At 67.6% G+C, this 13,427-nt stretch carries 10 protein-coding genes and 1 tRNA gene; 5 read left to right on the top strand and 6 right to left on the bottom strand.

What is annotated here, in order from left to right; genetic code table 11:
- Positions 1 to 20 precede the first annotated feature (20 nt).
- Positions 21 to 107, top strand: a tRNA-Leu gene (locus tag J2W68_RS15465).
- A gap of 440 nt (positions 108 to 547) precedes the next feature.
- On the opposite strand, the gene J2W68_RS15460 is transcribed toward J2W68_RS15465, so the two are convergent.
- The 5 genes from J2W68_RS15460 to J2W68_RS15440 all read right to left on the bottom strand — a co-directional run bounded on the left by J2W68_RS15460 (position 548) and on the right by J2W68_RS15440 (position 4,940).
- Entirely contained in the window at positions 548 to 760 is a 213-nt protein-coding gene (locus J2W68_RS15460) for a hypothetical protein (RefSeq protein WP_310237580.1), read from the bottom strand.
- 111 nt (positions 761 to 871) lie between these two features.
- On the bottom strand, positions 872 to 985 hold the full coding sequence (cydX, locus tag J2W68_RS15455; protein ID WP_310237574.1) for a cytochrome bd-I oxidase subunit CydX: 114 nt from the start codon (positions 983 to 985) through the stop codon (positions 872 to 874).
- A gap of 21 nt (positions 986 to 1,006) precedes the next feature.
- Entirely contained in the window at positions 1,007 to 2,155 is a 1,149-nt protein-coding gene (gene cydB, locus J2W68_RS15450; RefSeq protein ID WP_310237571.1) for a cytochrome d ubiquinol oxidase subunit II, read from the bottom strand.
- Positions 2,156 to 2,182: 27 nt separating this feature from the next.
- Positions 2,183 to 3,808, bottom strand: coding sequence for a cytochrome ubiquinol oxidase subunit I (locus tag J2W68_RS15445; protein WP_310237567.1), 1,626 nt, complete (start codon positions 3,806 to 3,808; stop codon positions 2,183 to 2,185).
- 361 nt (positions 3,809 to 4,169) lie between these two features.
- On the bottom strand, positions 4,170 to 4,940 hold the full coding sequence (locus tag J2W68_RS15440) for a Crp/Fnr family transcriptional regulator (protein ID WP_310237564.1): 771 nt from the start codon (positions 4,938 to 4,940) through the stop codon (positions 4,170 to 4,172).
- A 164-nt stretch (positions 4,941 to 5,104) separates the two neighbouring features.
- Here J2W68_RS15440 and parC point away from each other — a divergent pair, with 164 nt between their 5' ends.
- The gene (gene parC / locus J2W68_RS15435; protein ID WP_310237561.1) at positions 5,105 to 7,348 is read left to right on the top strand and encodes a DNA topoisomerase IV subunit A; all 2,244 of its coding nucleotides are present in this window, start codon (positions 5,105 to 5,107) and stop codon (positions 7,346 to 7,348) included.
- Between the two features lie 140 nt (positions 7,349 to 7,488).
- Positions 7,489 to 8,148, top strand: coding sequence for a thiopurine S-methyltransferase (locus tag J2W68_RS15430; protein WP_310237558.1), 660 nt, complete (start codon positions 7,489 to 7,491; stop codon positions 8,146 to 8,148).
- Positions 8,149 to 8,413: 265 nt separating this feature from the next.
- On the opposite strand, the gene bfr is transcribed toward J2W68_RS15430, so the two are convergent.
- Positions 8,414 to 8,911: a bacterioferritin gene (gene bfr / locus J2W68_RS15425; RefSeq protein ID WP_310237555.1), complete on the bottom strand. Its 498-nt coding sequence runs from the start codon at positions 8,909 to 8,911 to the stop codon at positions 8,414 to 8,416.
- Between the two features lie 188 nt (positions 8,912 to 9,099).
- Here bfr and J2W68_RS15420 point away from each other — a divergent pair, with 188 nt between their 5' ends.
- Positions 9,100 to 10,458, top strand: coding sequence for an Hsp70 family protein (locus J2W68_RS15420; RefSeq protein WP_310237552.1), 1,359 nt, complete (start codon positions 9,100 to 9,102; stop codon positions 10,456 to 10,458).
- An 87-nt stretch (positions 10,459 to 10,545) separates the two neighbouring features.
- The gene (locus J2W68_RS15415; protein WP_310237549.1) at positions 10,546 to 13,224 is read left to right on the top strand and encodes a penicillin acylase family protein; all 2,679 of its coding nucleotides are present in this window, start codon (positions 10,546 to 10,548) and stop codon (positions 13,222 to 13,224) included.
- Positions 13,225 to 13,427 lie beyond the last annotated feature (203 nt).

Raw genomic sequence — 13,427 nt, 5'->3', positions numbered from 1 at the left:
CAGAATTGTCGGCCTGACCTGCCCGGGTGGCGGAATTGGTAGACGCACTAGCTTCAGGTGCTAGCGGGGGCAACTCCGTGGAGGTTCGAGTCCTCTCCCGGGCACCAAGGTCATCACAGCCTTACCAGCCGTGAACATCAAACCCGCAATCGCGGGTTTTTTTGTGCCTGCCAGGTGCTGCGCCAGTCTTGCGCGCCGTTGCTTTGCCACGTGGCCGGCGATGCATTCCGCCGCCGTCGAACGTAATGGCTCGTGGCTCCAGCGACACCGCGCCTCGCGATGCGCAGCGCGCCGCTGAAACCCACAGCTCGATGACGGAAGTGTCCCCCGACGTGGCGCAATCGCTGGCGACACTCAGTCGCTGAAAGGCAACGCTCCGCATCCGCCGATGCACAGGGCGCCTGCAAGTCCGCTAAGGAAGGTCTGAATAACTGCCGTCATCCCCGCAAAGGCGGGGATCCAGTGACTTCAAGCCTTTGAAAACCAAAGACGCTGGATTCCCGCCTTCGCGGGAATGACGGCCAAAGCGGAATTGTTCAGGCCTTCCCTAACGGGGCTTGCGATTACCTGGATTGCCGGGCGTGCCTTCGCCACCCCGCCGTGTCGGATTGCCTTCGAGCGCGCCCGGCATCGATTCTGGATCGTTGCGCTGGTCCTGATCGCGCTTCTCGGACGATTCGCCCGGCGCTTTCGGACCATCGGGCGTGCGCGCCTGCTCCAGTGGGCCGCGCGTGGTGTCTGGGGTGTGATCCCGGCTCATCGTCGTGCCTCCTTGGTAGGTGACGACAGTCTGCGCAACCGAGGGGCGTCGACGCGTGACGCCACTGGCCTGCACCGCCAGCCGCGGGCGGAACAACTGCCGCCGAACCGCTCAGTCCCCGCGCGCCGCATCCCGGCGCTGCTCGCGCACTTCGAACCACATACCGTTGAGGATCGCGAACGTCGCCGCGAGGCCGATGCCGAGAATCCAGGCGAAATACCACATCGTGTTGCTCCTTGGTTGCGCTCAGTACGCGTTGGGGGTGTCGGCGACGCTCGCGTCGGTGACCTTGCCGCGCAGCACGCGGTAGACCCACGCGGTATAGAGCAGCACCAGCGGCAGGAACACGATGGTCGCCAGCAGCATGATCCACAGCGTCAGCCGGCTGCTCGACGCGTCCCACAGCGTGAGCCCGGCGCCCGGGACGCTCGACGAAGGCAGCAGGAACGGGAAGATCGCGAAGCCCACCGTCAGGATCACGCTGGCGATCGAGACGCCCGAGGCGACAAACGCGAGACCACCGCGGCGCAGCCGCAACAAGACTGCCGACGCAAGCGCGCCCAGCACGCCGAGCAGCGGTGCGGCCATCGTCAGCGGCATGGTGCGGTAGTTGTCCATCCACAAACCCGGCGCCGTGCTGACGGTCTTGTGCAGCGGATTCGACGCGAGCGCGGTGTCGACCACGGAATCCACGCGGAAGCCCGCGATACCCGTCGCGATCCACACGCCGGCGGCCACGAACAGCGCAGCGGCCAGTACGCCTGCAACGCTGCCGTAGCGCGCGGCACGCGTCGCGATGGGGCCGTCGGTCTTCATCACCAGCATCGCCGCGCCGTGGGCGACCAGCAGGCTCACGCTGACCAGGCCGGCCAGCAACGCGAACGGCGTCAGCAGATCGAAAAAGCCGCCGGTATAGACCGCGCGCAGCTCGGGGGTGAAATGGAACGGTGCGCCCAGCAGCACGTTGCCGACCGCGACGCCGAAGATCAGCGCCGGCACCGCGCCGCCCACGAACAGCGCCCAGTCCCAGGTTTCACGCCAGCGCGGGTCCTCCACCTTGCCGCGGAACTTGAAGCCGACCGGCCGCAGGATCAGCGCGAACAGGATCAGGAACATCGCCAGATAGAAGCCCGAGAAACTCACCGCATACAGCGGCGGAAACGCGGCGAAGATCGCGCCGCCGCCGAGGATCAACCACACCTGGTTGCCCTCCCAGACAGGGCCGATGGTGTTGACGACGATGCGACGCTCGGCATCGGTCTTCGCGACGAACGGCAGCAACGTGCCGACACCGAGGTCGAAGCCGTCCATCACCGCGAAGCCGATCAGCAACACGCCCAGCAGCAGCCACCAGATCAGGCGCAGCGTGGCGTAGTCGAATGGAATGAAGTCCATGGGAAATCCTCGAAAAACGTGGGTGCGTCAAGCGCGCGCGGCGGGTGCGGGATCGAGCGCGTCGAGCGCGCGACCGTCGGACTCGGGCGCGTCGTCGTCCACCGCGGCCGGCGCGTCGTCGCCAGCCGGCGGTGCCAGCACATCAGGCCCCTTCTCGATGGCCTTGAGCATCAGCTTCGCGGCGACGATCGCCAGGCCCGTGTAGATGATCACGAAGCCCGCCAGCGAGATCAGGATGTCCTTGAGCGCAATGCCCGACGCGGCATAGAACGTCGGCAGCACGCCTTCCACCGCCCAGGGCTGACGACCGTATTCGGCGACGAACCAGCCGCACTCGATCGCGATCCACGGCAGCGGCAGACTCCACAGCGCGATCCACAGGAAACGCCGGCTCTCCTCGATACGGTTGCGCGTGACCACCCAGAACGCAAAGGCAAAGAACGCGATCAGGTAGAAGCCGATGCCGGCCATGATCCGGAACGTCCAGAACAGCGGCGCCACACGCGGCACGGTATCGAGCGCGGCCTGGGAAATCTCCTGCTCGGTGGCGTGGAGGATGTCGTCGCGATAGCGCTTGAGCAGCAGCGCATGGCCGAGGTCGCTCCAGTGCGCATCGAACGCGGCGCGCGCGGCGGTGTCGGTGCGGTCCTCGCGCAGGCGCTCGAGCGCGGCATAGGCCAGCTGGCCGCCGCGGATGCGGTGCTCGGCACGCTCGACCAGCTCGAGGATGCCGGGGATCTCGCCGTCGAGCGAGCGCGTCGCGATCAGGCCCATGAGCCACGGAATCTTGATCTCGAAGCGGTTGGACTGGCCGGACTGGTCCGGCAGCCCGATCACGGTGAAACCGGCGGGCGCGGGCTCGGTGTGCCACATCGCCTCGATCGCGGCCAGCTTCATCTTCTGGTGTTCGGTGGCCGCGTAGCCGCTCTCGTCGCCGAGCACCACGACGCTCAGCGCCGACGCCAAGCCGAAGCTTGCGGCAACCGCGATCGAGCGCCGGGCGATGTCCTTGTGCTTCCCACGCAGCAGATAGAACGCGCTGACCGACATCACGAAGATCGCGCCGGTCACATAGCCGGCCGACACCGTGTGCACGAACTTGGCCTGCGCGACCGGGTTGAAGATCACCGCCATGAAGTCGGTGATTTCCATGCGCATGGTGTCCGGATTGAAGACCGCGCCGACCGGGTTCTGCATCCAGCCGTTGGCGACCAGGATCCACAGCGCCGAGAAGTTCGCGCCCAGCGCGACCAGCCATGTGATCGCCAGATGCTGCAGCTTCGACAGGCGGTTCCAGCCGAAGAAGAACAACCCGATGAAAGTCGCCTCGAGGAAGAACGCCATCAGCCCTTCGATCGCCAGCGGCGCGCCGAAGATGTCGCCGACGTAGTGGCTGTAGTAGGCCCAGTTCATGCCGAACTGGAATTCCATGACGATGCCCGTCGCCACGCCCATCGCAAAGTTGATACCGAACAGCACGCCCCAGAACAGCGTCATCCGCCGCCAGACATCACGCCCGGTCATCACGTAGACGCTCTCCATGATCGCCATCAGGAACGACAGTCCCAAGGTCAGGGGGACGAACAGGAAGTGGTACATCGCGGTGAGCGCGAACTGCAGGCGGGACAGTTCGACGACGGTCATGTCGATCATGGGAGGCAGCCGGAGCGGGTCATGCGCGCAGGTTGCGCTGCGGCCGGCGGGTGGGCATTGATCTGGATCAATGCGGCATGGGCTTCGTCCCGCTATTCAATCCGCCATACAGCCGAATCAAGGCCCCGTCACTCCGGCTGGCTGGTCAGTCCGGCGAATCCTGGCGCGTCAACCCGGTGAGCCCGCTCCAGCGAATCCAGACCCGTCATTCCGGCGAACGCCGGAATCCAGTGACTTCGCCACGATGGGCGGGACCCCGTTGGCAGCATGAAAGACGCTGGATCCCGGCGCTTGCCGGGATGACAGGGGTCGGACATTCGTGCGCGCTTCGGTCACCGCGGGCGCGTAGGGACAAAAGCCGCTACAGCCCCGCCGCACTCCGCAACGCCGCCACATCCACCAGATCGATCCGCCGTGGATCCTCGAACGCGATCGCCCCGCTCTGCCGCAGCTTGGTGAAACTGCGACTGACCGTCTCGATCGTCAGGCCCAGATGGTCAGCAATATCGGCGCGGGTCATTGGCAGGTCGACGTGGTGGGCAGCCCCGCCGCGCTGCTGCTGGCGCTCGCCCAGTTCGACGAGAAATCCGGCAAGCCGTTCGCCCGGCCCCAGCCGTGCCAGCATCATCAGGCTGCCGCGGGTGGCGTCGAGTTCGCTGCAGGCCTGGGCCAGCATGCCGGATTCGAGATCGGGATAGCGCTGGCACAGGCTGCGCATCGACTGCAGTGGAAACGCGCACAGCACGCAGTCGGTCACCGCTTCCAGCGTGTGCCGGTAGTGCGGCGCGCCGCTGAAGCCGATGAAATCGCCGACCATCAGAAAGCCCGCGACCAGCCGACGGCCGTCAGGCAGCAGGCGCACGCGGCGCAGCATGCCGCGGGTAATGGTGTAGACCTCGCGTCGCGGATCGCCCTGGCTGGCCAGCGTGGCGCCGACGGGCAACAGCACTTCACCGGCGACCGCTTCGAGCGCATGCGTCTCCGCTGCGGGAATCGACGCGCAGATCGCCAGCGGCCGCGCCAGACAGCCCTCGCAGCCGCCGTGCTGCGCACGTTTCGGGCTGCCGGCCGCCGCATGGCGCGCCGAGCCGGTGGGTTCGGCGGAACTGGGCGGCCTGGGTCGGGTGTCCATACCGGGACGATCATAACCGCGCGCGTGCTTCGCGACCGGAACATGGCCTCGCGGCCGCCGCGATGCCTCACCCCGGCTTCGCCCACGGCCCGAGGATGGCTGTCAACGCAACACCTGCGACCCCCAACCGCTAAAATCCCGGTTCCGCCGTAGATGCTGTCCCGATGACCGAGTCCGTCCGCACCCCCTTCCATGGCTTCGAACAGTTGCCGCTGCGCGAATTCGCCGAGCGCGCCTACCTCGACTATTCGATGTACGTGGTGCTCGACCGCGCGCTGCCGTTCATCGGCGATGGCCTCAAGCCGGTGCAGCGCCGCATCATCTACGCGATGAGCGAGCTGGGCCTGGGCGCGGCGGCGAAGCCGAAGAAGTCCGCGCGCACCGTCGGCGACGTGATCGGCAAATACCATCCGCACGGCGACAGCGCGTGCTACGAGGCGCTGGTGCTGATGGCGCAGCCGTTCTCGTACCGCTATCCGCTGATCGACGGCCAGGGCAACTTCGGCTCCAGCGACGATCCGAAATCCTTCGCGGCGATGCGTTACACCGAATCGAAGATGACGCCGATCGCGGAGATGCTGCTGAGTGAGCTCGGCCACGGCACCGTCGACTGGACCGACAACTTCGACGGCACGATGCAGGAGCCCTCGTGGCTGCCGGCGCGCCTGCCGCACCTGCTGCTCAACGGCACCACCGGCATCGCGGTCGGCATGGCGACCGACGTGCCACCGCACAACGTCAACGAAATCGTCAGCGCCTGCCTGCGCCTGCTCGACGATCCCGACACGACCGTGCGCGACCTGTGCGAACACGTGCGCGGCCCGGACTATCCGACCAGCGCCGAGATCATCACGCCCGTCGCCGACCTGCTGCAGATGTACGAGACCGGCCACGGCAGCGTGCGCGCACGCGCGACGTTCCAGAAGGAGAACACCAACATCGTCATCACCGCGCTGCCGCACCAGGTCAGCCCGAGCAAGGTGATCGAGCAGATCGCCGCGCAGATGCGTGCCAAGAAGCTGCCCTGGCTGGAAGACATCCGCGACGAATCCGACCATGCCAATCCGGTGCGCGTGGTGCTGATGCCGCGCTCGAACCGCGTGGACGCCGAGCAGCTGATGGGCCACCTGTTCGCGACGACCGATCTGGAAAAGAGCTTCCGCATCAATCTCAATGTCATCGGGCTCGACGGCCGTCCGCAGGTCAAGGACCTGAAGATGCTGCTGTCCGAGTGGCTGCAGTTCCGCACCAACACCGTGACCCGCCGCCTGACCCATCGCCTGGAGAAGGTCGAGCGTCGCCTGCATCTGCTCGATGGTCTGTTGGTCGCGTTCCTCAATCTCGATGAGGTGATCCACATCATCCGCACCGAGGACGAGCCGCGCGCGGTGCTGCAGGCGCGGTTCGAACTCAGCGACGAGCAGGTCGACTACATTCTGGAGACGCGCCTGCGCCAGCTCGCGCGCCTGGAAGAGATGAAGATCCGCGGCGAACAGGCCGAGCTGGAAAGCGAGCGCGATCGCCTGATCACCACGCTCGAGAGCAAGACCAAGCTGAAGAAGCTGATCAAGGACGAACTGCAGGCCGATGCGAAGAAGTACGGCGATGCACGTCGCTCGCCGCTGGTCGCACGCGGCGCTGCGCAGGCGCTCGACGAAAGCGATCTTGTGCCGAGCGAGCCTGTGACCATCGTCGTCAGCGAGAAGGGCTGGGTGCGCGCGGCAAAGGGCCACGACGTGGACCCGACCGGCATGAACTATCGCGACGGCGACAGCCTGCTCGCGTTCGCGCGCGGGCGTACAACGCAGCAGGTCGCCTTCCTCGATTCGACCGGTCGCAGCTATTCCACCATCGCGCATTCGCTGCCCTCGGCGCGCGGCAACGGCGAACCGCTGACTGGCCGCTTCTCGCCGGCCGCGGGTGCGTCGTTCCAGGCAGTGGTGGCGGGCGAATCGGACGCGCGCTTCGTCGTCGCGTCTTCGCATGGCTACGGCTTCGTGACCCGCTTCGAGAATCTCACCGGCCGGCAGAAGGCGGGCAAGGCGATGCTGTCGCTGTCACCGGGCTCGACGGTGCTGCAGCCGGCCGCGGTGCGCGCCGTCGATGCCGACCGTCTGGTGGTGGTGACCAGCGCCGGACATCTGCTGGCGTTCCCGGTCGCCGAGTTGCCGGAACTCGACAAGGGCAAAGGCAACAAGATCATCGAGATCCCGAAGGCCAAGCGCGGCACCGAACAAGTGGTCGCCGTGGCCGTCGTCGCGCCGGGCACTTCGCTGCTGGTGCGTTCGGGTGCGCGCACGATGACGCTGTCGTTCAAGGAGCTCGACGCCTATATCGGCGCGCGCGCATCGCGTGGGGGTCTGCTGCCGCGCGGCTGGCAGAAGGTCGAAGGGCTCGACGTCGAGTGATGCCGGCACGGGTGCGTCGCGGCGATCCGTCGCGTGCCCGGCCCGGAAGAACCATGAAACCGTAGGAGCGCGTTCGCGCGCGATCACGCGTTCCAGGGACACCCCATCGCGCGCAAGCGCGCTCCTACATCAGGCGCCCGATGCAACCCGAGTTCTGGCACGAACGCTGGTCGAGCAACCGCATCGGTTTCCACCGCGATGCGCCGCTACCGCTACTCGTGGCGCACTGGCCGGCGCTCGACCTCGCGCCGGATGTCCGCGTGTTCGTGCCGCTGTGCGGCAAGTCGCTCGACATGGTGTGGCTGACCGAGCGCGGTCATCGCGTGCTCGGTGTCGAACTGTCGGAACTGGCGGTGCGCCAGTTCTTCGAGGAGCGCGGGCTGAGGCCGGCGATCCATGAAACATCTGCGGGCCGGCACTTCGTCGCCGGTGCGTACGAGCTGATCGTCGGCGATGCGTTTGCGCTGGAAGCCGACGTGCTCGCGGACTGCGCCGCCGTCTACGACCGTGCGGCGCTGATCGCGCTGCCGCCGGAGTTGCGCCGCATGTATGCGGCCACTGCGTGGCGACGCCTGCCGGCGGGATGCCGCGGACTGCTGGTCACGCTGGACTATCCGCAGGCGGAGAAGTCCGGGCCGCCGTTTTCGGTGGCAGCGGACGAAGTGCATGCGTTGCTCGATCGCGACTGGCGGATCGATGCGGTCGAACGGCGGGACATTCTTGCGAACGAGCCGGGGTTCGTTGCGGATGGGGTGACCGCGTTGTCGACGGCCGTCTACCGGGTAGTGCGGCGGGGGTGATGCGGGTTCGGGCGGCGCTTGAGTCGAAATTCCCCTTCGACGGCGGCCCTCCCCCCAACCCCTCTCCCGGAGGGAGAGGGGCTTCAAAGCATACGCTCGCGAGATTCGAGCCCCTCTCCCCCTGGGAGAGGGGTTGGGGGGAGGGCAGACGCGTCATTCGAATCGAATGGAGCGGCGGCTTCCCGCCCGATAAAAACAGAAACGCCCACGACATGCGCAGGCGTTTCCAAACTCCCGACAACGCGGCGAACACGCCGCGCTTCTTTCACCCCACGCCGGCGTGCGTGCCTTCCGCCTCGCCCATGCGGCTCTGCTGGTAGCGTTCCAGGCCGATCATCTTGATCAGGCGCAGCTGCTTCTCCAGCCAGTAGGTGTGATCTTCCTCGGTATCGGCAAGCTGGGTCACCAGCACTTCGCGGGTGACGAAGTCGCTGTGCTGTTCGCACAGCACGATGCCCTTGGCGAGGTTGTCGCGCACCAGGTATTCGAGGTCGAGATCCTTGCGCAGCATCTCCTCGACGGTGACACCCGGCTCGAATGCGTCGGGGCGCATGTCCGGGATGCCTTCCAGAAACAGAATGCGCTTGAGCAACGCGTCGGCGTGCTGGGTTTCCTCTTCCATCTCGTGATTGATGCGCGCGTAGAGCTGGTGCAGGCCCAGGTCCTCGTAGCGGCGCGAATGCAGAAAGTACTGGTCGCGCGCCGCCAGCTCACCTCGGAGCAGGAACTTCAGGTAATCGACGACTTCGGGATGTCCTTTCATGGCAGCGCTCGCAACACGTGGAATGCGCGCAGTATGCCGGGCCGCCGTGAAGCATGATCGGATGGGAATGCATGCATTTCGCATTCTCAGGCGCGTCCGCCCGGCGCTGCGCGGATCGCACGGCCTGTTGCAAGCGGCGTGACGCACATCGGCGTAGACTCGCGCGCCTTCCGCATCTTGTCCCCCCAATGAAGATCGGCATCGACTTCGGTACCAGCTATTCCGCCGCCGCTGCGCGCATCGGCGACCGGCTGGTGCACATCCAGTTCGACGGGCAGCCGCAGTTCCGCACCGCGGTGTTCTTTCCCACCACCCTGCCCGATCTCGATGCCTTCGAGCTGGACGGAGCGATGGAAGCCGAGGTGGAATCGCTGATGCGCGGCCTGCGCAGCGACCAGGCCCGCGCCGGCGCTGCGCCACGTCCATCCGCGCTGCTGCGCCGCGACGCGATCCGCATCGTCCGCCGGCAATGGCTGGAGGCGCGCATGCGCGATGCCCAATCCTCGGCCGCCGATCTGCAACACGCGGTATTCGGCGAGGCGGCGATCGAGAGCTATCTGCTCGAAGGCAGCGGCAATCTGGTCCAGTCGCCGAAGTCGATGCTCGGCTTCAATCTGCACCCGCGCGCGAAGGAGACCATCACCGGCATCGCCGCGCACATCCTGGAACACATCCGCCTGACCGCGAGCCAGCAACTCGGCACCACCGTGCGCGCAGCGACACTGGGCCGACCGGTGCGTTTCCGCAGTTCGCTCGGCGAGGCCGGCGGCGAACAGGCACTGGCCCTGCTGCGCGATGCTGCGGCCCAGGCCGGCTTCGATGCGATCGACTTCCTCGAAGAACCCGCGGCCGCCGCACTGCACTACCACGCCGAGAGTCCGCAGCGGCACACCACGCTGGTCGTCGACATCGGCGGCGGCACCACCGATATCGCGCTGGCGGACGTCGGCGGCGATGGCGCGCCGCGCGTGCACCGCGCCTGGGGCGTCGCCAACGGCGGCACCGACGTCGATCTCGCGCTGAGCATGGCCCAGGTCATGCCGGTATTCGGCAAGGGCGCCAGCCGCATCCCGGTGCACCACTTCGTCGAAGCGGCGACGGTGCAGGACATGCCGCGGCAACGCGATTTCCACAAGCGCGACTTCAGCCATGTCGATGCCCCATTCGGCGCGCGCCTGCAGGCGCTGCAGCGCGACGGCGGCACCACGCGCCTGTACCGCGGCGTCGAAGGCATGAAGGTGCGCCTGAGCGCGCACGACGAAGCCGGGCACGCGCTGGACTACATCGAACCCGGCCTGCGCGTCGACGCGACGCGGGCTGCGCTGGAAACCGCCAGCGCACGTTTTCTCGACACCATCGGCGCCCTGCTCGACGACGTACGCGGCGATCTCGATGCGCCGCCCGACAGCCTGTTCCTGACCGGCGGCATGTCAGGTGCGCCGTATGTCCAGGCGGCTGCGCAGGCGCGCTTCCCGGATGCGCGCATCGTGCGCGGCGATCCGTCGCTGGGTGTGGTCTCGGGCTTGGCCGAGCACGCGCGCAACTGAGTCGCTTGGCCGGCCTGCGCGCCGGCCCGCAACATGCCCGTGGAATAATCGGACCGCGCCGCATCTGCCGCGGCCGGGGAATCGTGCATGCGCAAATGGATTCTGCGGGCGCTGCTCGCGCTCGTCGTGCTGCTGGTCGCGGCCGGCCTTTTCATCTGGCTGTTGCTGCGCGCGAGCCTGCCGACACTCGACGGCGACCAGTCGCTGACCGGCCTCGGTGCGCCCGCGACCATCGAACGCGATGCCGCGGGCGTTGTCACGATCACCGCCGCCAACGAGACCGACGCGATGCGCGCGCTCGGGTTCGTGCATGCGCAGGAGCGCTACTTCGAGATGGACCTGATGCGGCGCGTGCCGTCGGGCGAACTTTCGGTGTTGTTCGGCGAGGGCGCGCTGGAGACCGACCGCCGCAACCGCGTGCACCGCATGCGCGCGCGCGTGGAGGCCGACCTGGCCTCGGTCGCTGGCGATCGCATGCCGCAGCTGCAGGCCTATGCCGACGGGGCCAATGCCGGCCTCGCGTCTTTGCGCGCGCGACCCTGGGCCTACCTGCTGCTGCGGCAGTCGCCGCAACCGTGGACGCCGGCGGATTCCGCACTGACCGGCTTCGCGATGTATTTCGATCTGCAGGACGCGACCAATGCGCGCGAGCTGGCGATGCACCGCTTGCAGCCGGCGCTGCCGCCGGCCTTGTTCGATCTGTTCGCGCATGACGGCAGCCGCTGGGATGCGCCGCTGTTCGGGGAGGCGCGTGGGGATGCGGTGTTGCCGGGGGCGGAAGTTGTGGATCTGCGGGCGATGGATGTGGTGGAAATTGAGAGCGCGCGCAGTGAAGCATCGCCGTTCGCGGCTGTCGGGTCGGCACAAGCCGAGGCCTCAACCCTGGCATCTCGGCTGGCCCTCGCTCCACCGTTTGCTTCACAAACGGTCCCCCTCTCTCCCGCGGCACGGGAGAGAGGCCAAGGTGGGCCGCCGGTGGCTTGGAAGGTTGCCCTCACTCCACCACCTGCTCCGCAGGTGGCCCCCCTCTCTCCCACGGCGCGGGAGAGAGGCGTTGGTGCGCCGCCTGCGGCGGCGGATCTTTCGCGGGGCAGCAACAACTTCGCCGTCTCCGGCGCCTTGACGGCCGACGGCCGCGCCCTCGTCGCCGACGACATGCATCTGGGCCTGCGCGCACCCAACATCTGGTTCCGCGCGCGCCTGCGCTATCCCGATCCGCGCGCACCGGGCGGCCAGGTCGACGTCACCGGTTTCACCCTGCCCGGCCTGCCGGCGGTGATCGCCGGCAGCAATACGCACGTCGCCTGGGGTTTTACCAACAGCTACGGCGATTACCTCGACTGGCAGCGCCTCGTGCCCTGTGCCGACGGCACGCCTGCGGGTTGCACGCCGGTCGTGCGCCATGAGGAGCGCATCGACGTCGCCGGCGGCGCACCGGCCACGCTGATCGTCGAAGACAGCGACTGGGGCCCACTGCTCCACCGCGACGCCGACGGCAGCGCGCTCGCCCTGCGCTGGACCGCCCACCAGCCCGGCGCATTGAATTTCGGCCTCGCCGACTTCGCCCACGCGCACGATCTCGATGATGCGCTGGCCATCGCCGACCGCACCGCGACGCCGACACAGAATCTCGTGATCGGCGATCGCGCCGGCCGTATCGCCTGGCGCCTGCTCGGTCCGATTCCCGTGCGCGGCGCCGGCTGCGACGGCCATACGGTTTCGGTGCCGCTGACGGCAGACGCAGCGACCGACCGCAACCGCTGCGCACCCTGGCCCATCGCGACCGGTGTCTCGCCGCTCCTGCGCTCGCCCGACACCGATCGTCTGTGGACCGCAAACAGCCGCGTCGTCGACGGCGAAGATTTCGCACGTATCGGCGACGGCGGCGCTGCGCTCGGCATCCGCGCCTGGCAGATCCGCGAGGGTCTCGAAGCGCGCACGCAATTCACGGAGGCCGATCTGCTCGCGATCCAGCTCGACGATCGCGCCCTGTTGCTGTCGCGCTGGCACGCGTTGCTGGATGCGGTCGCGAACGCAGCGAGCGATGACAGCGCGATACATGCCCTGGCCGATGCCTCGCGCGACTGGAGCGGTCATGCGAGCGTCGACTCGGCCGGTTACCGCCTGGTCCGCGCATGGCGGCTGGCGATCCACGCGCGCCTCGCCGACGGCCTCGCCGCGCCTGCGCGCGTCGCGCGCGGTGATGCGTTCGAAACACCCGCTCCGCCGAATTTCGAAGGCGTCGTCTGGCCGCTGGTCGAACAGCGCCCCGCGCATCTGCTGCCGCGCCGTTTCGCCTGCACGCCAGACACCCAGCGCGGCGTCTGCACGCCGGTCGAAGACGGGTGGCAGGCTCTGTTCGAAGACGCCGCCCGCGAGGTCCGCGACAGCCTGGCCGGCGACGGCCCGCTCACCGAACGCACCTGGGGCGAACGCAACACCACCGCGATCTGCCACCCGCTCGCAGCGGCGATTCCGCTGCTCGGCAAACGTGCGCTGTGCATGCCGGCCGAAGCGCTTCCCGGCGACGGCACCGTGCCACGCGTACAGGGTCCGTCATTCGGCGCCTCGCAGCGCATGGTCGTCGCCCCCGGACACGAGGCCGACGGCATCACTCACATGCCTGGCGGACAGAGCGGGCATCCGCTTTCGCCCTACTGGGGCGCTGGTCACGACGACTGGGCGCAGGGACGGCCGTCGCCGTTTCTGCCGCAGGCGACGGCGCATACGCTGAAGCTCGTGCCGGAAACGCAGGAGGCTCGCTGACGCGCCCGGTCCGCGTTGCTTTGGCTTCGGCTTTGGCTTTGGCTTCGGCTTTGGCTTTGGCTTCGGCTTCGGCTTCGGCTTCGGCTTTGGCTTTGGCTTTGGCTTTCAGCTTTTGACTTGAATCGAGCCGTAAAGCGAGCCGAGCATCGCAGGGCGGCGGGGTCGAAGAGCAGCCCATGTCTGAGCGCAGCGAGTTTGGGCTG

The organism is Luteimonas terrae, from assembly GCF_031457535.1.
GTDB lineage: Bacteria > Pseudomonadota > Gammaproteobacteria > Xanthomonadales > Xanthomonadaceae > Luteimonas > Luteimonas terrae_A.
Note: the sequence above shows the minus strand (reverse complement) of the source record. Positions and strands in the feature narration are given on the sequence as shown.

Coding starts and splice junctions, on each gene's coding strand:
- J2W68_RS15440 (WP_310237564.1), bottom strand. CDS start 4,940: ATGGACACCCGACCCAGGCCGCCCAGTTCCGCCGAACCCACCGGCTCG.
- cydX (WP_310237574.1), bottom strand. CDS start 985: ATGTGGTATTTCGCCTGGATTCTCGGCATCGGCCTCGCGGCGACGTTC.
- J2W68_RS15420 (WP_310237552.1), top strand. CDS start 9,100: ATGAAGATCGGCATCGACTTCGGTACCAGCTATTCCGCCGCCGCTGCG.
- J2W68_RS15460 (WP_310237580.1), bottom strand. CDS start 760: ATGAGCCGGGATCACACCCCAGACACCACGCGCGGCCCACTGGAGCAG.
- J2W68_RS15445 (WP_310237567.1), bottom strand. CDS start 3,808: ATGATCGACATGACCGTCGTCGAACTGTCCCGCCTGCAGTTCGCGCTC.
- cydB (WP_310237571.1), bottom strand. CDS start 2,155: ATGGACTTCATTCCATTCGACTACGCCACGCTGCGCCTGATCTGGTGG.
- bfr (WP_310237555.1), bottom strand. CDS start 8,911: ATGAAAGGACATCCCGAAGTCGTCGATTACCTGAAGTTCCTGCTCCGA.
- J2W68_RS15415 (WP_310237549.1), top strand. CDS start 10,546: ATGCGCAAATGGATTCTGCGGGCGCTGCTCGCGCTCGTCGTGCTGCTG.
- J2W68_RS15430 (WP_310237558.1), top strand. CDS start 7,489: ATGCAACCCGAGTTCTGGCACGAACGCTGGTCGAGCAACCGCATCGGT.
- parC (WP_310237561.1), top strand. CDS start 5,105: ATGACCGAGTCCGTCCGCACCCCCTTCCATGGCTTCGAACAGTTGCCG.